Consider the following 24,770-nt stretch of genomic DNA (forward strand, 5'->3'; position numbering starts at 1 on the left):
TTCGTCTCGCTCACCGGGTGGCGTCCTCGCCGGAGGTGAGTGCGATGGACCCGTTGGAGTCGGGTCGACGGGGCGCGATATCGCACCGGCATGTGGTGGTCCCGCGTGTCTTTCGTATCGCTCTCGTTCGTGTGTCTCACGGCCTGCGATCCCGACGATCCAGCGAGGCCGGGGCCCGACGGCGGCGGAGCGCTCGGCACGTTCGACGCGGGCATGCCGCTCGACGCCGCGGTTCCGCCCCGTGATGCGCTTCCGCGCACCGACGCCGGAGACGTGTGCGGCGACGGAATGCGCGGGATCACCGAGGCGTGCGACGACGGCGACGCCGATCCCGGCGACGGATGCTCGGAGACCTGCGTCGTCGAAGAAGGATTCCGCTGTCCGCCGGCCGGCGGCGCGTGTCGCGCGATCGTGTGCGGCGACCGAAGGGTGGAGTCGCCGGAGCGCTGCGACGACGGCGACGCCGACGCCGGCGACGGATGTGATGCGAGCTGTCAGGTCGAGGACGGATGGGCGTGCACGATCCCCGGCCTCGAGTGTCAGGCGGCGAGCTGCGGCGACGGAATCGTCGCGGGGTTCGAGCAGTGCGACGACGGCGGCGCCGCGACCGCCGGATGCAGCGCGGAGTGCCGTCTCGAGCCCGGATATCACTGCCCCACGCCGGGCGCCGCGTGCGCCCCGACGCGGTGTGGCGACGGAATGCGACAAGGCGTCGAGCAGTGTGACGACGGCAACGTCCGCGCTTATGACGGCTGCGACAACGAGTGTCGCAACGAGCCCTCGTGCATGGGCGGCACGTGCGCCGCGACGTGCGGCGACGGAGTGATCCTCCCCGGCACCGCCGAGGACTGCGACGACGGCAACACGCTGAGCGGCGACGGGTGCTCCGCGACGTGCGACGAAGAGGACGGATTCGAGTGCTCGCTCGTCGAGCAACCGCTGCCGCCCTCGATCCGACTGCCCGTCGTGCATCGCGACTTCCGCGGCGGCGATCAGGCGGGCAGTCCGACGCACCCCGACTTCAACACGCGCGGCGGCGACGGAATCACGTTCGACATGGTCAGCGACACCCTCGACGCAGAGCGACGACCGGTGTTCAGCGGTCTCGTGGTCGGCGGCTCGGGCGCGCTCTCGACCGAGTCGTTCCACGACTGGTATCGCGACAGCGCGCGCAACACGCCGGTGCTGTCGACGATCGAGCTGACGCGCGTCGGCACGACCGATCAGTACGAGTTCGCGAGCACCGCGTTCTTCCCGCTCGACGGACAGGGCTGGGACTCGCCCACCTCGACCGCGCCCGAGACGTACATGGAGGACCACAACTACGGGTTCACCACGGAGATTCGTTATTGGTTCCAGTACCAGGGCGACGAGCGCCTCGACTTCCGCGGTGACGACGATGTGTGGGTGTTCGTCGACGGGCACCTGTGCCTCGACGTCGGCGGGCTGCACCCCGCGGTCCCTGCGGTGATGGACTTCGCGAATCCGGCCAACGCGGGAGATGCGCGACAGACCGCCATCGTCACCGAGTGCCGCGATCGGCTCACCGTCGGCGGCGTGTACGAAGTGATCGTGTTCCACGCCGAGCGTCGCTGTTGCGCGTCGAATTTCCGACTGACGCTCTCGGGGTTCGTCACCCGCGAGTCGCGCTGTGACTGGACGTGCGGAGACGGAATCGTCACGCGATACGAGCTCTGCGACGACGGGCCCGGGATGAACACCGGCGAGTACGGGCGCTGCGGAGCGGACTGCCGCAGTCGCGGCCCGTACTGCGGTGATGGCGCGGTCGAGAGCGGTGTCGAGCAGTGCGACGAGGGCCCCGACAACGACGGTCGATACGGCGGCTGCAATCCCGACTGCACGGCCGGCCCGCGGTGCGGCGACGGCGTGCGTCAGGGCGCCGAGGAGTGCGATGCCGGCGAGGAGAACGGCGCGCCCACGAGCGGTTGTGATGCCGAGTGCGAGCTGACCCTCGTGTGATGATCGGATTTGACGAAGCGCGCGTCGTCCCTCATCTCTCGCTCGCCATGAACGCCCTCGCTCTCACGCGCTGACCGGGCTCTGGGGATCGCCGACCTTCGCATCGGCGGCGGTCCCCGCGTGAGCTCGGTCGAGACTCGGTCTCTCGACGTGGGCTCGGTTCATGGCAACGACACGGTACGGCGAGATCCTCGCCGACTTGCTCGCGCTGCGCGCGTGCAAGGGGATGGACTCGCGAGGCAGGCTGCTCCTCGAGGGCGTGCGGATGGTGCTCTCCGCGCGCCGCGCGGGGGTCGCGCTCGACGCGCTCGCGTATGCGCCGGAGCACGGCGGCGACGCGCCCGCAGCGCAACAGCTGATGGCCGCGCTCGAGCGCGAGGGCGTGCCTCGTGCGCGCCTGTCGGCGCGGGACTTCTCGCGCATCTCGTACAAAGCGGACGGAGTGATCGCCGTGGTGCGGCCCGCGTGGCCGACGCTCGACGAGGTGCTCCGCCGGAGCGGGCTCGTCGTCGCGCTCGACGCGCCGAGCGATCCCGGCAACGTCGGCGCGGTGATCCGCACCGCGAACGCGTGGGGCGCGGCGGGCGTCGTGGTGCTCGGCGATGCCGAGAAGATCACCCACCCGAAGTGCCTGCGCGCGTCGACGGGCGCGCTCTTCCACACGCCCACCTGCGCCGCGACGCGCGACGAGCTGCTCGCGCGCGCGCTCGGACGTCGCCTCGTCGTGCTGGTGCCCGACGGCGATCGTGCGTGGCGCGCGGACGAGCGCGCGATCGTCGTGCTCGGCAACGAGAAGCGCGGCGTGCACCCCGAGCTGGTGCGCGCGGCGAGCGAGCGCGTCGCGATCCCGATGACGGGCGTGGTCGACTCGCTGAACGTCTCGAACGCCGCGGCGGTGATCCTGTGGGACGCCTTCCGCGCGAGGAGCACGCCATGACCGAGCCGTGGCTCCTCCATCTCCCGCACCGCGCGCTGCGCGTCGGGCTCGACGTCGCGCGCATCGCGCGTGCGCGCGGAGATCTGCGCGATCCGCGCGAGCTCGAATTCCGCTTCGGGCTGCACAGCCACGAGCGTCGCTTCGTGCGCGAGCTGCTCGCGGCGCGCACCCAGCTCTGGGTGTTCCGCTGCGATCAGCTGCGCGCGTGCGGCGATCTCGTGGTCGTCGACATGTCGGCGCCGCGCGCGCTGCGCCGCTGCGTCGTCGTCGAGCTGAAGCAGCGCGTGCGCGTCCGCGCGGCGCCGAACCACGTCCAGCTCGCGAACCACACGATCGCGGTCGCCGAGCTCGCGGCTCGCGGCATCGTCGCGCCCGATCCGCCGGTCACCGCGCTGCTCGGCGAGGTCGGCGTCGGCACGTTCGCGTCGTGATCGTCACCCGTCGATCGCGACGACGCGCCCGTCGCGCGACACGCCGAGGAGCACGCCGCGCCCCGACTCCCACCCGAGCGGTCCGCGCACGCCGTCGATCGCCCGGGTCGCCCCGCTGACCACGCATCGCTCGATCACGACGTGCTCGTCCGCCGTGTAGACGCGGTCGGGCCGGCTCACCATCCATCGCGCGCCGAGGTGATGGCCGAGCGGCGCGAGGTGTCCGTCGCCGAGCGAGATGCGATCGACCTTGCCGCCGCTCCACACCACGTCGACGTGCTGCTCGTCGGGATCGAGCGAGACCACCTCGGGGTCGCGACGTCGTGGGTTCCGCACGTGCCGGCGCGCGCCGCGCGCGCGGTCGAGCACGCTGATCAGATCCTCGTCGACGTGCACCACGATCGACGCGCCGAGCGCGCTCTCGCCGACGAACACACCGCTCCACTCGCCGCGCCGCGTCCCGTCGATGCCCCACACCGCGAGCGAGCGCGACGTCGCGATCACCACCTCGCGCAGCGCGGGATGCGTCGCGATGCGCGCGTCGCCGACGTCCACCTGGAGCCCCGCGGGCGCGCCGGTCTCGACGTGGAACGCCTGGATCTGCTGGGCGCCGGTCGCGGTCTGCTCGATCACCACGACCACGTGATCGTCGGCGAACGACGCGTCGCACCACACCCGCGCGTCGGACGCGTCGAGCGTGCGCGCGCCGCGATCACAGCCGCTCTCGTCGCGCACCACGAGCCGCAGCCAGCTCGTCGCGATCGTCCGCGGCATCGCGAGCGGCGCGAGCGCGACAAGGTCGAGATCTCGGTCGGCGATCATCAGCGGGGCGGCGCAATCTGCGCGAGGATCTCGGCGAGCGCCGTCTCCACGCGCACGCCCTCCATCTCCGCGCTCGGCGTGATCACCACGCGATGATGGGCGAGCGGCACGAACAGGCTCTTCACGTCGTCGGGCACCACGAAGTCGCGCCCGGCACAGAGCGCCGCCGCGCGCGCCGCCGCCGCGAGCATCGTCGCCGCGCGCGGCGAGAGCCCGACCGCGAGCGCCGGGTGCTGTCGCGTCGCGCGCGCGAGCCCGACCACGTACTCGCCGATCTTCGGGTCGAGGTGCACGCGCCCCGGCATCGTGCGCAGCTGATCGATCTGCTGCGGGTCCATCACCGGCTCGATCCCGAGCGCGTCGATCGGCGGCATGCCCGCCTGCCCGCCGTGCGTGAGCACCGCGCGCAGCTCCTGCTCGAACGCGGGATAGCCCACGTCGAGCTTGAACAAGAAGCGATCGAGCTGCGCCTCGGGCAGCGGGTACGTGCCCTCCTGCTCCACCGGGTTCTGCGTCGCGATCACCGTGAAGCGCTCGGAGAGCGAGTGCGTCGTGCCGTCGATCGTGACGCTGCGCTCCTGCATCGCCTCGAGCAGCGCGCTCTGCGTCTTCGGCGGCGTGCGGTTGATCTCGTCGGCGAGCAGGACCTCGGTGAACACCGGGCCCTGCGTCAGGTGGAACGTCTGGGTCCGGAAGTCGAAGACGTTCGCGCCGAGCACGTCGCCGGGCATCAGATCGGGCGTGCACTGCAGGCGCCGCATCGGGAGGCCCAGCGCGCGGCTCAGGCACTGCGCGAAGAGCGTCTTGCCGGTGCCCGGCACGCCCTCGAGCAGCACGTGGCCGCGCACCGCGATCGCCACGAACGCGAGGCGCGTGTGCTCCTCCGCGCCGTACACCACGCGCCCGATCTGCTCGCTCAGCGCGCGCAGGTGATGCCGCACCACGTCCGGGGTCATGCCCGCTCCTCCTTCTTCGTCCCCATCAGCGCCGCCCGCAGCTCCGCGGCGCGCCGCGCGATCACCAGCGCCTCGCGCCGCCGCCGCGTCTTCTCCACCGCGCGCGCGTCCGCGAGCAGCTTCGCCGCGCTCGCGCCCACACGCCGTCGCTCCGCGGCCTGATCGATCAGCGCCGCGCGCGCGTCGGCCGTCGCGGCCTCGCTCAGCCCGAGCCGCCGATGCAGGTCGGCGATCACGTCCTCGACGTAGCGCAGCGCGAGCGTCGTCTCGCGCGAGCCGTTCGCCAGCACCGATGCCGCGACGTCGATCACCTCGCGCGGCCCGCGACCGAGCGCCTCGGGGATCGGATCCGGCGGGCCGAACCGACGCCGTCCCATCAGCAGCACGACGAGCGCCACGATCGCGCCGTGCACCAGCACCAGCACGCCGGGCCATCGCCCGAAGAGCTCGGGCAGCGATCGCGTGCGCACCGCGCCGTGGAAGACCTCGTCGATCACGATGTCCTCGGCGTGCAGCGTGTCGCGCGTGAAGTCGCGCCAGAGCGCGGCGTGCGCGCCCCGCTGCAGGTTGAACGAGTGCAGCAGATCGGGATCGGACACCACGTAGATCAGCGCCTTGTCGTCGCGCACGACGAAGCTGCCCTCGTCGTCCCAGAGCACCGGCACGCCGCCCTGCACGCGCTGCGGCCAGCGCAGCTCGAGACGTCGCGTCGCGTCGCGCGCGAGCTCGTGCGCGTCGATGGTGCGCCAGTCGTCCTCGATCGGACCGCGCACCAGCGAGACCGCGAAGGGCAGCTCCGTGAGGATCGCCGCGATCTCGATCGCGTCCTCGTCGGCGACCATCCCGAGCATCCCGGGCTGCCACTTCGGGAGCACGATCACGGTCACCCGCTCCGCGTCGGCGCGCGCGCGCACCAGCTCGCCGAGCGTCGTGGTGCGCGACTGCACCATCACCCACGGCTGGTTCGGCTCGATGATCCACAGCGGCGCGCTCACCGAGTCCCACTCGGGGCGCGTCCAGCGCTGCACCCGCACGCCGAGCGCGCGCATCGTCTCGAGGAACGCGCGATGTCCGAGCGCGCCCGCGCCGTACGAGTCGCGCGGCTGCGCCTCGGGCGTCGTGAGCCGTCGCCCGAACACCAGCGCGCCGACGGTCGCGACGAGCGACATCACCGCGACCGCGATCACCACGCGGCGCACGCGATCCCCGAAGAGCGCGCGATCGCTCACGACGCGTCCTCCTCGATCACCGCGCCGCGCGGCACCGCGTCGGCGAGCGCGCGCGCATCCCGGAACTGCGTCTCGTCGGCGTCGCGCGCGCCGAACCACACGCGCTCGGTCAGATCGAGCAGCGACTCGAGCTCCGCGCGCCCGGCACGACGTCCGTCGATCGCGCGGACCAGCTCGCGCGCGGTGCGCGAACGATGGCGCCCCTCCGCGCCTCCGACCCGCCCCAGCGAGTCGAGGAAGAGCGCGTGGATCGCCTCGCGCCACCGGCCCTGCGCCGCGAGCGCGTCCGCGCTCTCCCCGGTGCCGACCAGCAGCGGATCGATCGCGGCCTCGCCCACGCTCTCGTCGCGCGCGCTCGCCTCGAGGCGCGGCGCGCGGAAGCGCATGCTCGCCGCGAAGAACACGATCACCAGCGCGAGCACCGCGAGGCCCAGCGCGAGGAACACGTACCCGAGCGGCCCCGAGAGCGACGCGAGCACGCTCGCGAGCCAGTCCATCAGCGGCCGCGCGAAGGGCAGCTCCACCTGCGGCCCGGGATCGGGCGACTCGCGCTCGCCGTCGATCGACGTCTCGCCGCGCGGCCCGCGACCCGCGCCCTCGGCCCCCTCGGGCGCGCCGCCCGACTCGTGCTCGGGCACCAGCACCGTGACGTCCGCGGGATATCCGCCCTGCTCGCGCACCCGCGCAGCAACCGCCGCGGGATCCTCCTGCGCCGCCGCCGGAACGACTGCGAGCGCGAGCATGATGCTCGCGCCCGCAGCGATCACCGTGGCGAGGCCGCGCATCGTCGACGCGCGAGACTATGCGAACACGCGCGCGAGCGCCTGCGCGTCGACGCCGTCGCGCAGCCCGCGCAGCTTGGCGTAGACCACCGCGATCGCGGCCGAGAGCACCATCGTCGAGCCGAGCTGCACGACGAACATCACGAGCTTCGCGGCGAGCTGCAGCGGGTCGAGCGGGTTCGGGATCGCGCCCGGCGTCATCCCACCGGCGAGGCGCGCCGGCATCGCGACGCACAGCGTCACGCCGAAGAAGCCGCCGAAGAGCACGAGGAAGATCAGGAAGATCGTCATCCGATGCCCCTCGGTGAGCTCGATGCTGCGCTGCATCGACTGGATCGGACCGAGGCGCTCGACGAGGCACGCGGGCAGCGCCGCGGACAGCCAGATCCACGCGATGATGCCGGGCGCGAAGCAGAACATCGCGCCGATGCCCGTGACGAACGCGACGAGGAACGACGCGATCACCAGCGGCACGATGCGGCCGAGCACCGCGCGCACCGCGTCGCCGACCGACGCCTTGCGCCCGACGAGGCTCTCGACCGTCAGGTACATGATCGCGCCCTGGCCGAACGCGTACATGAGCATGATCAGCCCGAGCACGCCGATGTAGCCGAGGCTCAGCAGCCCGAGCATCGAGAGCGCTTCCTCGGGGCGCGTCGACGCCAGCGACTGCTGGGTCACGTTGTAGATCAGTACCTCGAGGATCGTCTGCACGATCACCGTCGGCAGCACGACGATCGCGGAGATCACGAGGAAGGGCACGAGGTTCTGCCCCACGGCGCGGAACGTCGAGGCGATCGCGTCGCCGAGCTCCAAGGGCGCGGGAGGCGCGTTTGGCGCGCCCCAGGTCTGGTTCTCCATCGCGGCCGACGTAGCAGAGCGCTCCACGCACGCCAAGCCGGGCGACCTGCGAACCCCCGGAAAACCACGCGCTTTCGCGGCACCAGAAAGTTGACCTCGCGACCCTCGTGACGGCACCCTGCGATGTGGGCATGAGTGCGCACGAATCCACCATCGGAGTGCTGGCGACGACGGAGGGCGGACGTCGTCACGAGGTGCTCGGCATCCTGAGCGGCGCGGCGACCACGTTGCTCGCGCTCTCGCTCTACACCTACGACGCGCGCGGCGGCGAGAACTGGATCGGCCCGGTCGGCGAGTGGATCGCCAACATCGCGGCGACCGCGTTCGGCGCGGCCGCGTGGGTCGTGCCGTTCGAGCTCTCGCTGCTGACGATTCGTCTCTTCCAGCGACGTCGCTCGCCGGTCGGCCTCGCGCACCTCGCGAGCACGCTCGTGATCGTGCTGGTCGGCTGCGCGATGGTGCACCTCGCGATGCCGGGCGAAGAGGTGCTCGGTGGGCACCTGCCGGGCGGCATGTTCGGCGAGGTGCTCGGCGAGGTGCTGCGCTCGCTGCTCGGGCTCGTCGGCGCGTTCGTCGTCGGGACCGCGGTGATCCTGGTGACGATGGTGCTGCGCACGTCGTTCTCGATCGTCGGCGCGGCGCGCACGGTGTTCGGCGGCGCGGCCGCGGGCGCGAGCGCGGCGCGCGAGTGGACGAGCTCGGTCTGGGAGGCGTGGCAGGAAGCGCGCGAGATCGAGCGTCGCGAGCGCGAGGAGGAAGCGGCGCGGAACGCGCCGCGCATCGTGGTCCCAGGCGCGTCGCAGTCGGAGGCCGACGAGGAGCTCGAAGAGGAAGCGATCGCCGAGGAGGACCTCGCGCCGGTCGAGCCCGCGCCCGAGCCCGTCGTCGTCGAGAAGAAGGCGAAGAAGTCGCGCGCGAAGAAGGAGAAGCCCGCGACGATCGACACCACGCCGGCCGCGAAGCCGGCGAAGGCCGCGCGCGTGGCCGCGCCGGTGATCGAAGAGGAAGACGAGGAAGAGATCGTCGCGAGCGCCGAGGAGGCATACGAGGAGGACGAGGTCGAGGAGCCCGCCCCTCCCCCGCTGCCGAGCAAGCGCCCCAGCAAGCCCGCCCCCGCGGTGGCTGCGAAGGCCGAGCCGGTCGCGAAGGGCCCGACGATCGTCGCGCCGCGCGCCGACGTCGTGAAGCAGGAGCCCGCGCGCGAGAGCGACGAGATCGAACAGAAGGGCGAGTACGTGATGCCGCCCACCTCGCTGCTCGACTCGCCCCCGTCGCAGCAGATCGAGATCGACGCCGCGACGCTGCAGAACAACGCGGTGCGCCTGGTGCAGAAGCTCGAGGCGTACGGCGTGAAGGGCCGCGTCGACGAGATCCACCCGGGGCCCGTCGTCACGATGTACGAGCTCGAGCCCGAGAGCGGCACGAAGGTCAGCAAGATCGCGGGGCTCGCCGACGATCTCGCGATGGCGCTCGCCGCGCAGAAGGTCCGCATCGTGGCGCCGATCCCGGGCAAGGCGCGCGTCGGGTTCGAGCTGCCGAACAAGCACCGACAGACCGTCTTCCTGCGCGACATCCTCGAGGATCGCCGCTGGGAGGAGAACGCGGAGAAGGCCGCGCTGCCCACCGCGTTCGGCAAGGACATCGCGGGCCAGCCGGTCTACGGCGATCTCGCGAAGATGCCGCACCTGCTCGTCGCGGGCGCGACCGGCGCGGGCAAGAGCGTCGGTCTGAACGTGATGCTCTGCTCGCTGCTGATGAAGCGGACGCCCGAAGAAGTGCGGATGTTGATGATCGACCCGAAGGTGGTCGAGCTCGCGGTGTTCGACGGGATCCCGCACATGCTCCTTCCGGTCGTCACCGACATGAAGAAGGCCAGCCTCGCGCTGAGGTGGGCAGTCGACGAGATGGAGCGTCGATATCAGCTCTTCGCCGACGCGGGCGCGCGCAACATCACGACGTACAACGAGCGCGTCGAGAAGGTGCTGCGCGGAGAGCTCGCGCCCGAGAAGCTCGCGCCGAAGAAGGCGGGCAAGCAGAAGGCGATCGGCGCCGACGGCGAGGACGTCTATCTCAATCCCGTCGACGACGAGGCCGCGGACGCGGTGCCGATGCCGACGAAGCTGCCGTACGTCGTGGTGGTGGTCGACGAGTTCGCGGACCTGATGATGGTCGCGGCGAAGGACGTGGAAGCGGCGATCGCGCGATTGGCGCAGAAGGCGCGCGCGGCGGGCATCCACGTGATCCTCGCGACGCAGCGTCCGTCGGTCGACGTGATCACCGGCATGATCAAGGCGAACTTCCCGGCGCGCATCGCGTTCAAGGTGAGCCAGCGCGAGGACAGCAAGACGATCCTCGGGCGCATCGGCGCGGAGCACCTGCTCGGTCAGGGGGACATGCTGATGATCCCGCCGGGCGCGAGCGACCTGCGCCGCGTGCACAGCGCGTACGTGTCGGAGCACGAGGTGCAGGGGCTCTGCGATCACCTGCGCGAGCAGGGCAAGCCGGTGTACGACGAGAAGATCCTCGCGCCGCGCGACGAAGAGAGCGGCGAGGTGCTGGGCGACGACGGTCCGTCGCACTCGGACGATCCTCTTTATGACCGCGCGGTCGCGTGCGTGGCGACGGCCGGATACTGCTCGATCTCGCACATCCAGCGGCAGCTGGGCATTGGCTACAACAAGGCCGCGAAGCTGGTCGAGAAGATGGAAGCGGAGGGCGTGGTCGGGCCGGCGACGGGCAAGGCGGGTGGGCGCCGAGAGGTGTTGATCAACGCACTGTGATCGGCGTGCGGAGGGGTCCTGAGCTGAGCGGTGACTCGAGGCAACGACGGCCTCGACACGCTCTGAATCGGGGCGGCCTGTGCGTGAGCTGCTATCGGGAACAATGGTGCACGTAGGATCCGATCGCGACGTCGCTCACGATGAAGCAGCGGTCCGTGGTGAGCAGCCGGCGCGCACGGATATCGCGTGACAGCGAGACGAAATCAGGCGGAAGAACGAAGCGGCGGACGAGCGCGCCGGATCCACGGTCGATCTGGCGCACGTCTTCCCCGAGCAAGATCGCGTCTGCGCCGAATCGCTCCACGTGAAGCGCGCCTGCGCGATCGATGCACCATTCCCAGTCGCGACCGGAGAAGCGACACACGTCGTGCTCGAGCGTCACGTAGAAGCCTTCTGCCCCATCACTCTCCAGCTGAATGTTGGACTCGGGTGGCATCACGCACGCCACCGAGCCTGTCCGTGCGTCCACGATGACGTTCCCGTCGCCGCGCTCCACCGCGACCCAGTGCCCTGCCGAGTGCGCCAGTCGAACCTCCGACTGACTCCAGAGCGCAGCGAGGCCTCTTCCTGCGTCGGCGCGCCAGAGTGACACCGCATTGACGTGCTCGGACGTCATGGGCACCCCCAACTGTCCCGTGATCAGGAACGGGTACGCATGGTCGAAGAGCTGTCCTTCGGGCTCTTGCGTTTCGCGACCGTCCAGGCTCCGAAGAACCAACGGCGGCATGCCGCCGCGGTCGACCAGAACGTACGGCCCGAAGAACGACGCGCGGACCGGTGCGACGTCGGCGCGCCGCCACGCAACACTTCCGCCGCGGACGAGGATGATCTCGCCAGAACGAGCGGAGACGACCACCTCGTCGTCGGGCTCGTCCACGTCGGCCGACCACACGCCCGCTGGAACACTCAGCCGCCAGACCGGACGCATGGAGGGAAGGTCGCGAAGCACGAGCTGAGTCGCGCCCTCGGGCTCCGCGACCAACACGTGCGTCCGACCGACGGCCATCGGAATGCCGGGTCCAGCGCTCGGGCCATCGATCGCGACCACGGGTGCGTGGCCGACGGGCAGCGCCACGACGGCTGACGGCGGCACACAGACCCGATGCGATCCGGAACCGCACGCGAGCACGGAAACAGCCAGCAGGCCCGCGACGGCACGGCTCGCCATTTCGCGCACCGTGCGAGTCTCGCTGCGTGCCGTCGTCGGTGCGGGGCGGGCCCTCTCCTTGCAGCTCGCCATCGGCTCCTTCCCTACATCGGCGCGTGTTCCCGATCGTCCCGAAGTCGTAGCGCGAAAGCACCAATCCGGATGTTCGTCGATGCGTCCAGCTCGTGCCTCGATGGGTCGACCCTTCGGGCGACCAGTCCAGCTCGAATCGCGATGGGTCGGCCCTCCGGGCGACTCAATCCAGCTCGACGTTCGATGGGTCGACTCTTCGGGCGACCCAGTCCAGCTCGAACCGCGACGGGTCGACCCTTCGGGCGACTCAGTCCAGCTCGACGTGTGATGGGTCGACCCTTCGTTCGCCCCAATCGAGCTCGTTGGTCGGTGGGTCGAACCATCACGCTCCGAAATCGACGTCGGTCGCGCAACGGTCGCCCGCTCGGTCCGACGAAGGGCCATCTGCGCGGGGCACCTCGGCCCCGTGCCCTCCCCTCTCGACCTCGAGGAGACATGGCCGTGGGCATCCTTCCGAACGACAGTCCGATCTACTTCCACTCGCCCCGCTTCGACGGGCCTTCCGGCGTGCTGCTGGTGCGGCGCCTCATCAAACACGCGCCCGCCGATCCCTCGCCGCTGCTGCGCCGCGTGCTCCGGCAGATGCGCACCGACGGCGAGGCGCTGCGCGTCGTCATCCAGGAGCGCGACGCGGCCAGCCCGGCGCGCAGTCGGCCGTTCGGCCTCGCGCACGCACGTGCGTGGAGCGCGCTGCACGCGCGTCTCGACGCCGGCACCAAGCTCGCGACCGACGTGTATCCGCTCGCGCCGCGCGCGGCGGAGCTGATCGAGTCGATCTTCCCGAACGGGCTCGTGTTCGTCGCGGGCAACTACGACACCGCGTTCTTCGAGGGCGAGACGCGTCTCGCGAAGATCGTAGAGCGCGTCGAGCGCGACGTGATCGCGATCGCGGGCGCGCCGTTCCTCGACGGCGTGCGCATCACCCACGCTGCCCTCGGCGAGGTGCTGGGGCTCGGCCGCTCGACGCCCGAGGTGCCGAGCACGACGGCGGTGCAGGACGCGATCGCGCGCACGATGAAGTCGGTCGCGGCCTACAGCCGCGTGCTGGTCGCGGAGCTCGACGAGGACGACGAGGCGTCGGTCGCGCGGTTCCGGCGCGCGGTGGGGCCGCTCGACGCCTACCGCGCGTCGACGCGTGCGAGCGCCGATCAGCCGCAGGTCGAGCCGACGCCCGGCGACGACGACCCGGACGAGCCGCTGCCGCCGACGCCGCCGGTCTCGTGATCGCGGTCGAATCGGGGCGCGGGTGTGCCGTGAGGTGCGCTTGAAATGGGTGCAACTCTCGGCACGATCGCGCCTCGATGGTTCGTTCGTTCGCGCTCCTGATGCTCGTGCTCGTCGGCTGTTCTCCGGCGCCTCGCGCGACGAGTGATGCCTCGGCTTCGAGGGATGCATCGACGAGCACGCGCTGCGTCGCGCCCGAGGGCGTGAGCGCGTCACCGCGCACCATCGACGAGGTCGTCGCGCTGATCAACGCGCTGCCCTCGCCCGTGACGATCCCGTGCTTCCTCGAGGCGCTCGATCGGCCGCTCTACGTCGAGGCGACGCTCAGCCGCGTGAGCGCGCAGCCGGCGTTCGGCGAGCGCAGCCCGCGCATCTTCCTGTTCGTCGGTGATCTCGTGCTCTCGATCGTGCCCGATGGCGAAGGCGCGCCGCTGCTCGAGATGTCCGAGTTCGTCGAGGAGACGCGGAGCCGAAAGGCCGAGCTGCACATGCCGATCGCGACGCCGGTCTCGAGCGCGGCGCCCTACGAGCGCGTTCTCTACGAGACCGGCACGACGTGCGGCGGGTGCCACCGCAGCGAGGAGCGCGACGAGACGATCGACTTCACCGACGCGTTCGTGTCGGGCGCGCTGCGGCCGCGCGACGACGATCTCGTCGACCTCGATGCGCTGCGCAGCGAGTGGCTCGCGTGCAGCCCGCAGGAAGAGCCCGATCGCTGCGCGATGCTCGAGGCGCTGTTCGCGCACGGGCTCGTCGCGCACCGCAGCTTCCCCGAGCACATCCCGACGCTGTGAGCGCGATCGACGCGGCGCGAATCGCTCGTTCCGCGCGCGAGATGCGTCGGCCGGCTCCAGTCGCTGCGTCGAGCGGGCTCAGGCGACGAACGTCGCGACGATCGGCGCGACCACGTCGGGCGCGGCGCCGTGGTCCTGCCCGTCGAGCACTTGGTAGCGTCCGTCGGGGAGCAGCTCCGCGATGCGCTTCGCGGTGTCGCGGAAGAACGGCGCGCTCTCGGTGCCTGCGAGCACGAGCGTCGGGATCCGGATCGCGCGCACCAGCTCGCGCGGGATGACGCCGCCGGTTCGCAGCTCGCCCATCACCTCGAAGTCGTGGAGCATCGTGGGCGCCATCGCGAGCATCTTCGGGTCGCGCGCCATCGCCTCGATCATCTCGGGCGGGACCCCTGCCGCGCCGAGGAACGTCGTGATCGCCTCGGCGCGCCGGTCCTCGTGCAGCAGGTCGCGCACCTGCTCCGCGAGCCCTCGCGCGCCGCGCACGCTCTCGTCGTCGTCTCCGCCGTACGGGGGCTCGTGCAGCACGAGCTTGGTGATCGCGAGCCCGCGCACCGCAGCGTTCAGCGCGAGCGCCGCGCCCGACGAGTGACCGTAGACCGCCGCGCTCCCACCGACCTCGGCGATCAGCGCGGCGATGTCCTCGATCTCGCGCTCGAGCGAGCACGGCGCTCGATTGCCGCTCTCGCCGCGACCGCGACGGTCGTAGTCGATCGCCGTCAGCCGGCTCGCGAGCTCGTGCGCGAGCGGGCGGGTGCGATCGCGATCACACAGGATGCCTCCCACGACGATCACCGGGGCGCCTCGCCCGCGACGATCGAACGCGATGCGCGTGCCGTCCTTCGACGTGACGAAGCTCGTCATGCGCGCGCTCCGCGAAGGAGACCGCCCAGCCACACGCTCGGCAGCGCCGTCGCGGCGACCGCGACTCCGTACCACTTCGGCCCGAATTCCGGGCCTGCGTCCCACGTCGCGATCGCGCCGACGGTGCCCGCGAGCAGCCCGATCGCGCCGAGCACCCCGACGTGCGTCATCGGTCGCGCGGGCGCGAGACGCGCGGTGAGCCACCCGCCCGCGACGCTCACGACGACTCGATAGCCGAGCGCGAGCACGAACAGCGGCTCCGCCATCGGCTGTCCGAGCGGCGGATAGATCCCGGTCGCGTGCAGCACCATGTCGATCGCGGTCGACACCACCGCCACGACGAGCGCGCCGGCGAGCACGGCGCGCGTGCTGCGCAGCGCCGACGGGACGAGCGTGAGCGAGGTGCTCATCTCACTTCCCTCGCAAGAGCGCGATCACGCGCGCGTCGCGCAGGGCGAGCGAGCCCCAGAGCATCGCGGCGATCACCAGCGGGAACCAGAACGGCGTCTCGCTGCGCACGTGGATCGCGACCGCGCCGCCGAGGAACCCGGTGAACGCGAGCGCACCGAGCAACGACGTGCGCGGCACGAGGTAGAGCGCGAGGCACGCGAGCTCGAGCGCGCCGATCACCGGCGCGAGGTGCATCGGGATGCCGAGCCGCGCGTGCGCCTCGACGACGCCCTCGACGGTCGTGAACTTCACGAGCCCGTCGACGAGCAGGAACAGGGCGGCGAGCCCACCGAGGATGCGTCCGGTCCAGAGGCGCGCCTTCGTCGGCGCGATCGAGACGGGCTGCTGCTGCGTGAGTGCGATGTCCATGTTCGTCTCTCCTTCAGGCCTTGGTCGGCGCGGCGGCGCAGTGGAACGTCCACGAGATGCCGAAGCGATCGGTGAGCCCACCGAGCTTCGCGCCGAAGAACGTGTCGTGGAGCGGGTAGAGCACGCGCCCGCCCGCGGCGAGCGCGTCGAACTTCGCAGCGGCCTCGGCGGCGTCGTCGAAGTCGAGCGACACGTGGACGCGGCTCGCCGTCGCGACCTCCATGCCGGGCGGTGCATCGCTGAGCAGGACGCGCGACGCGCCGAGGCGGAGCACGCAGTGCATCACGCGCGCCGCATGGCCCGGCACCGACGCGAACTCCTTCACGTCGCCGTAGCGCATGATCCGCTCGACCTGCGCGCCGAGCGCGCGCTCGTAGAGCGCGATCGCGGCCGCGGCATCACCGTCGAACGAGAGGTAGGGATCGACCTGCTGGATCGTCATCGGAGCCTCCTTGTGTGCTCCGAGGACGAACGAGCCCGGGCCGTCCCGACACTCGATCCCGTCTTTTTTGTTTTTTGGCGCTCAGCCCTTCGCGTCGGCCTGGAGACGGTCGAGGTGCATCCGGATGTGGGCCGCCTCCGCGGGGGTGCGCGCGAGCGCGATCGCCTGGCCGAACGCGGTGCGCGCCTCGGCGTCGCGTCCGAGCTGCAGGAGCAGCGCGCCCTTCAGCCCGAAGAAGTGGAAGTACCCGGAGAGCTTCGGCGCGAGGGGCTCGATCATCGCGAGCGCGTCCGCCGCGCCGCGCGTCTTCGACACCGCGACCGCGCGGTTCAGCGTGATCACGGGCGACGGAGCGAGTCGCTCGAGCGTCGCGTAGAGCCGATCGATCTGCGCCCAGTCGGTGTCCTCGGGGCGCGACGCGCGCGCGTGGAGCGCCGCGATCGCGGCCTGCACCTGATACGGATCGGGACGACGATGGCGCAGCGCCTTGTCGAGCAGCGCGAGGCCCTCGTCGATCAGCGCGCGATCCCAGCGGCTGCGATCCTGCGCCTCGAGCAGGACGATCTCGCCGTGCGCGTCGAAGCGCGCCGCGCTGCGCGCGTGCTGCAGCAAGAAGAGCGAGGTGAGCCCCATGATCTCGGGCTCGTGGCGGAACAGGCGCATCAAGATGCGCGCGAGACGGATCGCCTCGTCGCACAGCGGAGCGCGCGCGCTCGCGCTCTCGCCGTTCGGCGCGGAGTAGCCCTCGTTGAACATCAGGTAGAGCACCGACGCGACCGCGCTCAGGCGCTCCGCGCGCTCGGGCGCGCCGGGCGTCTCGTACGGCACGTTCGCGTCCGCGATGCGCGCCTTCGCGCGCGTGATGCGCTGCTCCATCGCGGCCTCGCTGACGAGGAACGCGCGCGCGATCTGCGGCACCGAGAGCCCACACACGATGCGCAGCGCGAGCGCGATCTGCTGCGTCGCGGGGATCTCCGGGTGAACGCAGATGAAGAGCAGACGCAGGACGTCGTCGCGGTACTGCGCTCCGTCGAGCCCTTCCGCGAGCGACGTCTCGGCGTCGTCGGTGTCGGAGATCGCGTCCTCGTCGGGGAGGTCGCGCTGCTTCTTGCGGCGCCGCACGACGTCCATCGCGGCGTTGCGCCCGACGAAGATGAGCCACGACGCGGGATCGCGCGGCGGCCCGTTCTGCGGCCAATTCTTGAGCGCGCGGAGGCACGCTTCCTGATACGCCTCTTCGGCGAGGTCGAGATCACGGAAGTAACGCAGCAGCGCGCCGACGACCTGAGGTCGCGCCGCGCCGAGCGCCGTGCCGATCCACGCGAGCTCGCTCACGTCGGGCTGCTCCCGTTCGGTGCGAAGTAGCGCAGCGGGCGGATCTCGAACGTGCCGTGGCTCCCGCTCGCACCGCCGAGCTTCTTCGCGGTGTCGATCGCCTCCTCGAGCGACTCGCACTCGACGACGTAGAAGCCGAGGAGCTGCTCCTTCGTCTCGGCGAAGGGGCCGTCCATCACGATCGTCTCGCGACCCTTGCGCAGCGAGGTCGCGGCGGTGGTGGGCATCAGGCGCGCGACCGGGCCGAGGCGTCCCTTCGCGCGCAGCTCGTCCTGGACCGCACCGAGCCGCTTCATCACGGCGTCGTCCTGATCCTTCGTCCAGGCCTCGACGACCTCTTCCGAGTCGTAACAGAGGATCGCGTAGAGCATCGGAGTCGCACCTCGTCCTTTCGTAAGACGAACGAGTATGGCCGGCGCCGACAGACGATTTTCAGAATCTGCGTCCCGTGGCAGATCGCCTCGATGGACGCGCTCTTCCGGCTCTACGAAGGCCTCGCGCTGCTGGCGCCCGGCGACGAGGAGACGTCGCGGGCGGCGCTGCGCCGGGTGATGCCGCTGCCGCCGGGGGCGCGGGTGCTCGACGTCGGCGCCGGCACCGGGCGCAGCGCGCGCATGATCGCGAGCGCGGTGCCCGACGCGGAGGTCGTCGCGATCGACGTGCACGTGCCCTTCCTCGAGGAGGCGATGCGCGACGCACCGCCGAGCCTGCGGACGCGCGTCGAGTCGATGGACGCGCTCTCGGACCCGGACGAGAGCGTCGATCTGATCTGGTCCGAGGGCGCGGCGTACGTGATGGGCTTCGAGTCGGCGCTGCGCTCGTGGCGGCGCGTCGTGAAGCCGGGTGCCCACGCGGTGGTGAGCGAGCTGTGCTGGCTGCGCGACGAGCGGACCGATACAGCGCGCGCGTTCTGGGCCGAGGCGTACCCCGACATGACCGACGTCGAGGGCGCGAGATGCCGCGCCGAGAACGCAGGCTTCGCGGTGATCGAGACGATCGTGCTGCCCGAGCGCGCGTGGGACGCTTACTACGCACCGCTCGAGGCCCGCTGCGACGCGCTCGCTGCCGATCCCTCGATGAACGAGGCGATCGAGAGCGCGCGCCGCGAGATCGCGCTGTGGCGCGCGACGCGCGGCGAGTACGGGTACGTGCTGTTCGTGGCGGCGCGCGTCAGCCGCTGAGCTCGACGCCTGCGTAGAGCGCGTCGATCGGCAGCGCGACGGTTCGCTCGTTCCCGAGCGCGAGCGTCACGTCGCCTCCGCGATGCTCGCGGAAGCTCCACACCCCTTCGGGGCCTCGCGTGTAGATCTCGACGCGCTGCTGGTCCTGCGAGATCAGAACGAACGACTGCATGCTCGTGATCGTGCGATACGCGGCGAACTTCTCGCCGCGGTCGAACGCCTCGGTCCCCGCGGAGAGCACCTCGATCACGACCGTCGGGTTCAGCAGCACGTCGTGGTGCTCGTCTTCCAGCTGCGCTCGACCGCAGACCACGGTGGCATCGGGGTACACGTATCGATCGCTGCCCGGGATCCGCACGCGGAGGTCGGACGGGTAAGGCCGGCACGCGCTCCGATCGAGGCGCGTGCCCAGCGCGATGACCAGGTTCGCGACGATCGCGTTGTGCGCGAGCGATGCGCCGGCCATCGCGTACACCGCGCCGTCCCAGAGGATGTGCTTCTCGGAGCTGGCACGCTCGGCCGCGAGGTACTGCTCTCGCGTCATGCGCACGAGCGTGGCTGCGCCGCCTGCCATCGTGGGCAGTCTATCCGCCGATGCGCTCGCGGGCCCGCGCGCTGTGCTCCACACAGCCACATCGCGGCGGGACCTCGCGCTGCGGTATACCGGTCGAGCCATGAGCACCGGGGCCAGCCCGCCGGCGATCGGGAGCTGGATCGCGGGCCGATATCGCATCGACGCGCCGCTCGGCTCGGGGACGATGGGCGCGGTGTATCGGGGCACGCGCGCCGACGGGATGCCGGTCGCGATCAAGCTGATGCACCCCGAGTCGATCGAGCGTCCCGAGTCGCGGCGTCGCTTCGAGCGCGAGGCCGCCGCGCTCGCCGCGGTCACGCACCCGAACGTGATCGGCGTGCTCGAGCTCGCCGACCTCGCGGGCGCGCCGTGCCTCGTGATGGAGCTGCTCGAGGGGCACACGCTCGAGGCGCTCCTCGCGCGCGAGCGGCTCGCGCCCGAGCACGCGATCGCGATCGCCGATCAGATGCTCGCCGGGCTCGCGTTCGCGCACGCGCACGGGATCCTCCACCGCGACATCAAGCCCGAGAACGTGTTCCTCGCGCGGCAGCCCGGCGGCGCGACGGTCGCGAAGCTGCTCGACTTCGGCCTCGCGAAGTTCACCGAGGGCGCGATGTGGGGCAGCGGCAGCGTGCTCACGCAGCACGGCGCGATCCTCGGCACGCCCGCGTACATGGCGCCCGAGCAGGTGTTCGGCCCGACCGTCGACGCGCGCACCGACGTCTACGGCGCGGGCGTCGTGCTGTTCGAGCTGCTCACCGGGAGCTGGCCCTTCGTCGCCGAAGAGATCACCGACATGTTCCGCGCGCACGCGATCGATCCCGTGCCCGCGCTGAGGGCCGTGCGCCCCGAGCTCGACGCGCGCCCCGAGCTCGAGGCGGTCGTGAAGCGCGCGATGGCGAAGCGTCGAGAGGATCGCTTCGCCGACGCGCGCGAGATGCGAGTCGCGCTGTCGCGCGTGCCGCGACCGGTCGCGCGCATCGTCGCGGGATGAACGCGATGCACACGACGGAGTGGATCGGGCGCGTGCTCGACGGTCGTTACCGCATCGAGCGCGTGCTCGGCGAGGGCGGCATGGGCGCGGTGTTCGCGGCGGAGCAGATCGCGCTGCAGAAGCCGGTCGCGCTGAAGATCATCCTGCCGGAGCTGGCGGGCGATCCCGAGCTCGCGCAGCGCTTCGCGCGCGAGGCGATGGTGAGCGCGAGGCTCGATCACCCGCACGTCGCGAGCGCGCTCGACTACGGCGCGCTCGAGGGCGGCGGCGCGTACCTCGTGATGCAGCTCGCGCGCGGTCGCGGGCTCCGCTCGTGGATGCGCGAGCGCGGCGGCGACTGGCGCTTCGCGCTGTCGATCGGCGCGCAGATCGCGGACGCGCTCGCGGCGGCGCACGCCGCGGGGATCGTGCATCGCGACCTCAAGCCCGAGAACGTGATCGTCGAGGATCGCGACGGGGCGCTGCACGCGCGCGTGCTCGACTTCGGCATCGCGCGCGTCGCCGATGCGCCGAAGGACACGGGCCCGCTGACGCGCGTCGGCACGGTGATGGGCACGCCCGGCTACATGGCGCCGGAGCAGGCGCTCGGCGAAGCGGTGGACGCGCGCGCCGACGTGTACGCGCTCGGCGTGATGTTGTGGGAGCTCGCGGCGGGCCAGGCGCTCTTCGATCACGAGGAGCTCGGCGCGATCGTGAGCGCGCAGCTCACGTCGAGCGCGCCAGCGCTCGCGAGCGAGGTGAAGGAGGTCCCGCCGGAGCTCGACGCGCTCGTCGCGCGGATGCTCGCGGGCTCGAAGACGTCGCGGCCGAGCCACGGCGCCGAGGTGCGCGACGCGCTGCGCGCGATCGGCGCGTCGGTCGGGCTCGCGGTCGGTCCGGCGGGGAGCGGCGTGCTCGACCCGGCTGCGCTCGGCGCTCGCTCGAGCGGGATGATCGCGAGCGCCGCGTCCGCGCATGCGCGCACCGAGCTCGCGCAGAGCTCGCAGATCGGCACCAGCGCGGCGATCGCGGCCCACGCTCCCACCGCGTTCGCGAGCGAGGCCGTCCCGTCGTTCGTGAGCCCGAGCGCGACGGTCTCGCCGCACGCGCCCACCACGATCGTCGCGCCCCCGTCGAAGACGCTCGCGTGGCTGATCGGTGGCGCGGGCGCGGGCGTGCTCGCGCTGGTCGTGCTCTCGTGCGTGGTCACGCGCATCGCGTGCTCGGGGGACCCGAGCGAGGTCGCGAGCGCGCCGCCGACGGTGCCGTCTCCGGCGCCGAGCACACCACAGGTCGCGACGGGGAGCGCGTCGCCCGCGTACGGCCTCGCGCCGATCCCGCCGGATCTCGCGCAGGATCTCGCGGTGCTCGAGACCCACCCCGACGCGTCGTTGCGCTCCGCGGCGGCAGCGCGCCTCGCGCCGCGCGCCGCCGAGCTGCCGAGCTACGCGCGCGCGGTGCTCGCGTACGAGACGGGCGCCGAGTGCGACGATCGCCGCGAAGCCGTGCTCGCGATGCGCGCGTTCGGCGACCCGCGCGCGATACCCGCGCTCCACCGCATCGCAGCGACCCCGCCGACCGGCTGCGGCCGCCGCGGCAACCAGGACTGCGACCGCTGCCTCCGCCGCGACCTCGAGCGCACGCTCGAGCGCCTGTCGGGCGAGTGACCCGAACGCGCGCGCGCATCGTTCGAAGTCGTCTCCAATTGCCGCGCCACCGGGCGCGCAGTCGGGCGCCGAAGGCGCGCGCTGCGACCCGCGAGCGTCCGAGCCGCGCGAAGCGCGTCTCGGTCGCGAGCTCTCCTCAGCCCCACCGAGTGAGACGGCAGACGCCGCGTCACGGCGCGGGGGTGGGGGTCCGGCGCCCTCACGCAGCGGGTCCGGTCGACGGCAACGCGAGATCGTCGGCGAGCGAGCGCCGCGCGCGAACGCGCGCAAGCGAGCGAAGCGCCGCGCCCCGACGCTCTCACCGTCACAGTCCGGCAGCCGCGAGTACCAGGGCGCCGGACCCCCACCCCCGCGCCCCCGCCGACGCTTCTCCAGCTCTAGACGTCGTCCCGTCGAACGGACCAGACGAAGCCGTCGTACCAGAAGTGCATCAGCGACACGACCATCGTCACCGCCCACCACGCGTGCAGATCCGGCTGGAAGAGCTCCGCCATCGCGCCGTACGCGAGCGTCGACCCGAGGAACACGACGAGCGCGATCGACCGCGCGCCCGGCACCCGCAGCAGCCCCGCGATCCGATCGCGCTCCGACCACCACACGAGCGCGAGGTACTGCACCGCGTGGAAGAGGTTCATCACGAAGAACGCCTCGCCCCACGAGTTCAGGCCCCACGTGTAGATCGAGCAGAGGCCCGTCGACGCGACGAGCCAGATCTTGACCTTCGAGATCGGCACCCCGCGCCGCAGTCGTCGCACCGACGCGATCACGTACGCGATCACCATCGCCGTCCCGATCGCGATCACGCACCACGCGAGCGCGCCGCGGTGTCCCTCGGCATACGCCGGGACCGACGCGAGCAACAGCGAGAGCGGATCCTCGAACCCCTCGAGCTCGCCGAAGACCTCGACGTGATCGATCAGCGTCGCGCCCGCGAGGATCGGCCCCGCGTACAGCAGCTGGTTCATCCAGAAGTCGAGCGCGCGATCCTCGTGAGGCGGCGCGCCCGCGTTGCGATCGTAGATGCGCGCGAAGCCGAACGTCTGCGCGCCCGAGTGGTACACGTCCCAGAACGTCGCGACGATCGTCGCGACCACCGCGATCCACTCCGACCACATCAGCGCGGCCCACAGCGCCGCGGGCACGAGGAGGAAGCGCGACGGATGGCGCCGGAACACCGTCGGGTTCGCGTGGCTGCGGAACACCACCGCGACGAGGTGCGCGTGGATCACCACGCCGATGAAGAGCCCCGATGCCGTGAGGTCGCCGGGCCCGATCGAGAGCGCGACGCGCGTGAGGTCGGTGCCCGAGATCGCGATCCCCACGATCAGCGCGAGCACCGGCGGCGCGAGGAAGAACGCGACGTCGTAGCCCGCCGAGACGATCCACGGCTTCCGCTTCACGCCTCGTGCTCTCGCATCAGCCGCGCTCGCAGCGCGAGGAGGAACGTCGTGGTGCCCGCGAGCTCGAGCGTCTCCTCGACCCAGTCGAGCATGCCGTAGACGAGGTTGTCGTCGCCCGCGCGCTCGGTCCACCAACCGAGCGGCAGCTCCATGCCGAGCGCGCCGCTCACGAAGATCACCGCGGCGAGCACGAAGCGCCGTCGATCGATCACGGGCAGGCGCAGCAGGAAGCGACCGAACGCGAGCGCGAGGAGCACGACGACGAGCGCGCCGGGGATCACCCAGCTGAAGTAGAGGACCCCGCGTCCCTCGAAGAGCCCGCCGAGGTGCTCGTGGATCTCGATCGCCTCGTCGAGCGACGCGAACGCGAAGATCGCGGCGAGCGCGAGCCACGCACCCCGATCGCGCGGCGCACGCTCGGCGCACAGCACGAGCGCGGCGCTCGCGAGCACGAGGAGCGCGCTCGCGTACCACGTCGGCACGTTCGCCTCGAAGCTCAGCGCGACGAGCTCGACCAGCGCGTCCGGCCAGCCGAGCACGTACCCGCCGATCTCCGCGCACGCGCCCGCGATCGCGACGAGGCTCGTCAGCGCGACGAGCCCGATCGCGATCGGATCACGAGCACGCCGCGCCACGATCAGAAGCGAACGCGCACGCCGTGACCGCGCCCGTGTCCCCACCCGCGATGCTTGCGGTGCTTGCGGTGCTTCCCGTGCCAGTGCTCCTCGACGACGATCACACCGGCGGGCGCGGTCTCGACCACGACGACCGCGGGCAGCACGACGAACGTCGCGACGTGACCGACCCAGCGCGCGCCGCCCACGACGAGCACGACGTCGACCGGTCCGGGCACGATCCGAGCGCGCCGCACGCGTCCGCCGAAGCGTCGCTCGCCGGGCTCCCACGCGAGCTCGACGGTGCGCACGCCGCCGGTCACCGGCACCACGACCGTGAGCTCCGCGTCGGGCGGCGGCGCCTCGCCGACGACGTACGCGTAGACCTCACCCGACTCGTGCGGCACGACCTCGACCGGATAGGCGCCCGCCATCACGACGGTGCCGCCGTGCGACGGCGCCGGCGGCGGCGTGACGACCACCGGGGCCGCAGGGGCCGCCGCGGCGACCACCGGCGGCGCGACGACGACGCCGGGTGGCGCAGCGGCCGCGGCGATCACCGGCGGCTCCGCGACCACGACCGCCGTGGGCTCGCTGCCACACGCGAGCGCGCCGATCATCACGCACCCGACGCTCGCGCCGGCGATCACGCGCGGCGCCGTGAGCCCGCCGGCGACCCAACGTTCGAGCTTCTCGATCATCCCCGTACGATCCTCGCTTCCGCGTGTGCGCCTCAAGGCGCAGCTGCGAGCGTGGATGGCCGCCGGGATCGCGGCCTTCACCGCGCGGAGATGCGGCGCTCACCCACACGAGCGCCCGACGCTTGTATCTACCCCAGTCATCGGCGGCTGGTTCGTGATAGCAGGCC

Annotated in this window: 25 protein-coding genes; 9 read left to right on the top strand and 16 right to left on the bottom strand. The window is 71.7% G+C overall.

Going from position 1 to position 24,770, the window contains the following annotated elements; all coding sequences use genetic code 11:
- Nucleotides 1-105 precede the first annotated feature (105 nt).
- From DB32_RS36755 to DB32_RS36765, 3 genes are all read left to right on the top strand, one after another.
- Nucleotides 106-1,980, top strand: a complete 1,875-nt coding sequence (locus DB32_RS36755) for a DUF4215 domain-containing protein (RefSeq protein ID WP_053237319.1) — start codon at nucleotides 106-108, stop codon at nucleotides 1,978-1,980.
- A gap of 163 nt (nucleotides 1,981-2,143) precedes the next feature.
- A complete protein-coding gene (locus DB32_RS36760; RefSeq protein WP_053237320.1) occupies nucleotides 2,144-2,917 on the top strand; it encodes a TrmH family RNA methyltransferase in 774 nt (257 codons plus the stop codon).
- Nucleotides 2,914-3,348 (top strand): hypothetical protein, encoded by a 435-nt coding sequence (locus DB32_RS36765; RefSeq protein WP_157069870.1) that lies wholly within the window; start codon nucleotides 2,914-2,916, stop codon nucleotides 3,346-3,348. The genes DB32_RS36760 and DB32_RS36765 overlap by 4 nt, the downstream gene beginning before the upstream one ends.
- Nucleotides 3,349-3,351: 3 nt before the next feature.
- Here DB32_RS36765 and DB32_RS36770 read toward each other — a convergent pair whose 3' ends face one another.
- From DB32_RS36770 to DB32_RS36790, 5 genes are read right to left on the bottom strand one after another with little or no spacing between them, the layout of a single operon-like run.
- Nucleotides 3,352-4,170, bottom strand: coding sequence for a hypothetical protein (locus DB32_RS36770; RefSeq protein ID WP_053237322.1), 819 nt, complete (start codon nucleotides 4,168-4,170; stop codon nucleotides 3,352-3,354).
- Entirely contained in the window at nucleotides 4,170-5,126 is a 957-nt protein-coding gene (locus DB32_RS36775) for an AAA family ATPase (protein ID WP_053237323.1), read from the bottom strand. Before DB32_RS36775 ends, DB32_RS36770 begins: the two co-directional genes overlap by 1 nt.
- Nucleotides 5,123-6,355 (bottom strand): hypothetical protein, encoded by a 1,233-nt coding sequence (locus DB32_RS36780; RefSeq protein WP_053237324.1) that lies wholly within the window; start codon nucleotides 6,353-6,355, stop codon nucleotides 5,123-5,125. The genes DB32_RS36775 and DB32_RS36780 overlap by 4 nt, the downstream gene beginning before the upstream one ends.
- Nucleotides 6,352-7,140: a DUF4129 domain-containing protein gene (locus tag DB32_RS36785; protein ID WP_053237325.1), complete on the bottom strand. Its 789-nt coding sequence runs from the start codon at nucleotides 7,138-7,140 to the stop codon at nucleotides 6,352-6,354. The genes DB32_RS36780 and DB32_RS36785 overlap by 4 nt, the downstream gene beginning before the upstream one ends.
- Before the next feature lie 15 nt (nucleotides 7,141-7,155).
- Nucleotides 7,156-7,998, bottom strand: coding sequence for a hypothetical protein (locus DB32_RS36790; protein WP_157069872.1), 843 nt, complete (start codon nucleotides 7,996-7,998; stop codon nucleotides 7,156-7,158).
- Between the two features lie 131 nt (nucleotides 7,999-8,129).
- On the opposite strand from DB32_RS36790, the gene DB32_RS36795 reads away from it, so the two are divergent.
- Nucleotides 8,130-10,778, top strand: a complete 2,649-nt coding sequence (locus tag DB32_RS36795; RefSeq protein ID WP_083458246.1) for a DNA translocase FtsK — start codon at nucleotides 8,130-8,132, stop codon at nucleotides 10,776-10,778.
- Between the two features lie 91 nt (nucleotides 10,779-10,869).
- Here the strand turns inward: DB32_RS36795 and DB32_RS36800 are convergent, their stop codons facing one another.
- Nucleotides 10,870-12,018, bottom strand: coding sequence for a hypothetical protein (locus tag DB32_RS36800; protein WP_157069874.1), 1,149 nt, complete (start codon nucleotides 12,016-12,018; stop codon nucleotides 10,870-10,872).
- Between the two features lie 435 nt (nucleotides 12,019-12,453).
- Between DB32_RS36800 and DB32_RS36805 the strand changes: the two genes are divergently transcribed.
- Both DB32_RS36805 and DB32_RS36810 read left to right on the top strand, forming a co-directional pair.
- Nucleotides 12,454-13,242, top strand: coding sequence for a hypothetical protein (locus tag DB32_RS36805; protein WP_053237329.1), 789 nt, complete (start codon nucleotides 12,454-12,456; stop codon nucleotides 13,240-13,242).
- A gap of 77 nt (nucleotides 13,243-13,319) precedes the next feature.
- Nucleotides 13,320-14,036 (top strand): hypothetical protein, encoded by a 717-nt coding sequence (locus DB32_RS36810; protein ID WP_053237330.1) that lies wholly within the window; start codon nucleotides 13,320-13,322, stop codon nucleotides 14,034-14,036.
- Between the two features lie 78 nt (nucleotides 14,037-14,114).
- On the opposite strand, the gene DB32_RS36815 is transcribed toward DB32_RS36810, so the two are convergent.
- The 6 genes from DB32_RS36815 to DB32_RS36840 all read right to left on the bottom strand — a co-directional run bounded on the left by DB32_RS36815 (nucleotide 14,115) and on the right by DB32_RS36840 (nucleotide 17,864).
- Nucleotides 14,115-14,897, bottom strand: coding sequence for an alpha/beta fold hydrolase (locus DB32_RS36815; RefSeq protein ID WP_053237331.1), 783 nt, complete (start codon nucleotides 14,895-14,897; stop codon nucleotides 14,115-14,117).
- Nucleotides 14,894-15,307 carry a hypothetical protein gene (locus tag DB32_RS36820; protein ID WP_053237332.1) on the bottom strand — a complete coding sequence of 138 codons (414 nt, stop codon included), beginning with the start codon at nucleotides 15,305-15,307 and terminating at the stop codon, nucleotides 14,894-14,896. Before DB32_RS36820 ends, DB32_RS36815 begins: the two co-directional genes overlap by 4 nt.
- A gap of 1 nt (nucleotide 15,308) precedes the next feature.
- Nucleotides 15,309-15,716, bottom strand: a complete 408-nt coding sequence (locus tag DB32_RS36825) for a DoxX family protein (protein ID WP_053237333.1) — start codon at nucleotides 15,714-15,716, stop codon at nucleotides 15,309-15,311.
- Nucleotides 15,717-15,729: 13 nt separating this feature from the next.
- A complete protein-coding gene (locus DB32_RS36830) occupies nucleotides 15,730-16,158 on the bottom strand; it encodes a VOC family protein (RefSeq protein ID WP_053237334.1) in 429 nt (142 codons plus the stop codon).
- Nucleotides 16,159-16,239: 81 nt separating this feature from the next.
- Nucleotides 16,240-17,493, bottom strand: coding sequence for an RNA polymerase sigma factor (locus DB32_RS36835; RefSeq protein WP_053237335.1), 1,254 nt, complete (start codon nucleotides 17,491-17,493; stop codon nucleotides 16,240-16,242).
- Nucleotides 17,490-17,864, bottom strand: a complete 375-nt coding sequence (locus DB32_RS36840) for a YciI family protein (protein ID WP_053237336.1) — start codon at nucleotides 17,862-17,864, stop codon at nucleotides 17,490-17,492. Before DB32_RS36840 ends, DB32_RS36835 begins: the two co-directional genes overlap by 4 nt.
- Nucleotides 17,865-17,957: 93 nt before the next feature.
- On the opposite strand from DB32_RS36840, the gene DB32_RS36845 reads away from it, so the two are divergent.
- A complete protein-coding gene (locus tag DB32_RS36845) occupies nucleotides 17,958-18,674 on the top strand; it encodes a class I SAM-dependent methyltransferase (protein ID WP_053237337.1) in 717 nt (238 codons plus the stop codon).
- On the opposite strand, the gene DB32_RS36850 is transcribed toward DB32_RS36845, so the two are convergent.
- Nucleotides 18,664-19,248: a Uma2 family endonuclease gene (locus DB32_RS36850; protein ID WP_053237338.1), complete on the bottom strand. Its 585-nt coding sequence runs from the start codon at nucleotides 19,246-19,248 to the stop codon at nucleotides 18,664-18,666. The two genes, DB32_RS36845 and DB32_RS36850, sit on opposite strands and share 11 nt — an antisense overlap.
- Before the next feature lie 100 nt (nucleotides 19,249-19,348).
- Here DB32_RS36850 and DB32_RS36855 point away from each other — a divergent pair, with 100 nt between their 5' ends.
- Nucleotides 19,349-20,242, top strand: a complete 894-nt coding sequence (locus tag DB32_RS36855) for a serine/threonine-protein kinase (protein WP_053237339.1) — start codon at nucleotides 19,349-19,351, stop codon at nucleotides 20,240-20,242.
- A gap of 5 nt (nucleotides 20,243-20,247) precedes the next feature.
- Nucleotides 20,248-21,888, top strand: coding sequence for a serine/threonine-protein kinase (locus tag DB32_RS36860; protein WP_169791675.1), 1,641 nt, complete (start codon nucleotides 20,248-20,250; stop codon nucleotides 21,886-21,888).
- A gap of 377 nt (nucleotides 21,889-22,265) precedes the next feature.
- On the opposite strand, the gene DB32_RS36865 is transcribed toward DB32_RS36860, so the two are convergent.
- Genes DB32_RS36865 through DB32_RS36875 form a run of 3 tightly spaced genes read right to left on the bottom strand, consistent with a single transcriptional unit; the run spans nucleotide 22,266 to nucleotide 24,603 of the window.
- Nucleotides 22,266-23,288 carry a hypothetical protein gene (locus DB32_RS36865; RefSeq protein ID WP_053237341.1) on the bottom strand — a complete coding sequence of 341 codons (1,023 nt, stop codon included), beginning with the start codon at nucleotides 23,286-23,288 and terminating at the stop codon, nucleotides 22,266-22,268.
- Nucleotides 23,285-23,923 (bottom strand): hypothetical protein, encoded by a 639-nt coding sequence (locus DB32_RS36870; protein ID WP_053237342.1) that lies wholly within the window; start codon nucleotides 23,921-23,923, stop codon nucleotides 23,285-23,287. Before DB32_RS36870 ends, DB32_RS36865 begins: the two co-directional genes overlap by 4 nt.
- Nucleotides 23,924-23,925: 2 nt before the next feature.
- Complete coding sequence (locus DB32_RS36875; protein ID WP_053237343.1) at nucleotides 23,926-24,603, bottom strand: hypothetical protein; 678 nt, start codon at nucleotides 24,601-24,603, stop codon at nucleotides 23,926-23,928.
- Nucleotides 24,604-24,770 lie beyond the last annotated feature (167 nt).

Source organism: Sandaracinus amylolyticus, assembly GCF_000737325.1.
GTDB lineage: Bacteria > Myxococcota_A > Polyangia > Polyangiales > Sandaracinaceae > Sandaracinus > Sandaracinus amylolyticus.

What these genes read in the sequence shown, in the direction of transcription:
- DB32_RS36760 (WP_053237320.1), top strand. Translation starts at nt 2,144, where the DNA reads ATGGCAACGACACGGTACGGCGAGATCCTCGCCGACTTGCTCGCGCTG.
- DB32_RS36765 (WP_157069870.1), top strand. Translation starts at nt 2,914, where the DNA reads ATGACCGAGCCGTGGCTCCTCCATCTCCCGCACCGCGCGCTGCGCGTC.
- DB32_RS36770 (WP_053237322.1), bottom strand. Translation starts at nt 4,170, where the DNA reads ATGATCGCCGACCGAGATCTCGACCTTGTCGCGCTCGCGCCGCTCGCG.
- DB32_RS36775 (WP_053237323.1), bottom strand. Translation starts at nt 5,126, where the DNA reads ATGACCCCGGACGTGGTGCGGCATCACCTGCGCGCGCTGAGCGAGCAG.
- DB32_RS36785 (WP_053237325.1), bottom strand. Translation starts at nt 7,140, where the DNA reads ATGCGCGGCCTCGCCACGGTGATCGCTGCGGGCGCGAGCATCATGCTC.
- DB32_RS36790 (WP_157069872.1), bottom strand. Translation starts at nt 7,998, where the DNA reads ATGGAGAACCAGACCTGGGGCGCGCCAAACGCGCCTCCCGCGCCCTTG.
- DB32_RS36795 (WP_083458246.1), top strand. Translation starts at nt 8,130, where the DNA reads ATGAGTGCGCACGAATCCACCATCGGAGTGCTGGCGACGACGGAGGGC.
- DB32_RS36800 (WP_157069874.1), bottom strand. Translation starts at nt 12,018, where the DNA reads ATGGCGAGCTGCAAGGAGAGGGCCCGCCCCGCACCGACGACGGCACGC.
- DB32_RS36805 (WP_053237329.1), top strand. Translation starts at nt 12,454, where the DNA reads ATGGCCGTGGGCATCCTTCCGAACGACAGTCCGATCTACTTCCACTCG.
- DB32_RS36810 (WP_053237330.1), top strand. Translation starts at nt 13,320, where the DNA reads ATGGTTCGTTCGTTCGCGCTCCTGATGCTCGTGCTCGTCGGCTGTTCT.
- DB32_RS36815 (WP_053237331.1), bottom strand. Translation starts at nt 14,897, where the DNA reads ATGACGAGCTTCGTCACGTCGAAGGACGGCACGCGCATCGCGTTCGAT.
- DB32_RS36820 (WP_053237332.1), bottom strand. Translation starts at nt 15,307, where the DNA reads ATGAGCACCTCGCTCACGCTCGTCCCGTCGGCGCTGCGCAGCACGCGC.
- DB32_RS36825 (WP_053237333.1), bottom strand. Translation starts at nt 15,716, where the DNA reads ATGGACATCGCACTCACGCAGCAGCAGCCCGTCTCGATCGCGCCGACG.
- DB32_RS36830 (WP_053237334.1), bottom strand. Translation starts at nt 16,158, where the DNA reads ATGACGATCCAGCAGGTCGATCCCTACCTCTCGTTCGACGGTGATGCC.
- DB32_RS36840 (WP_053237336.1), bottom strand. Translation starts at nt 17,864, where the DNA reads ATGCTCTACGCGATCCTCTGTTACGACTCGGAAGAGGTCGTCGAGGCC.
- DB32_RS36845 (WP_053237337.1), top strand. Translation starts at nt 17,958, where the DNA reads ATGGACGCGCTCTTCCGGCTCTACGAAGGCCTCGCGCTGCTGGCGCCC.
- DB32_RS36850 (WP_053237338.1), bottom strand. Translation starts at nt 19,248, where the DNA reads ATGGCAGGCGGCGCAGCCACGCTCGTGCGCATGACGCGAGAGCAGTAC.
- DB32_RS36855 (WP_053237339.1), top strand. Translation starts at nt 19,349, where the DNA reads ATGAGCACCGGGGCCAGCCCGCCGGCGATCGGGAGCTGGATCGCGGGC.
- DB32_RS36860 (WP_169791675.1), top strand. Translation starts at nt 20,248, where the DNA reads ATGCACACGACGGAGTGGATCGGGCGCGTGCTCGACGGTCGTTACCGC.
- DB32_RS36875 (WP_053237343.1), bottom strand. Translation starts at nt 24,603, where the DNA reads ATGATCGAGAAGCTCGAACGTTGGGTCGCCGGCGGGCTCACGGCGCCG.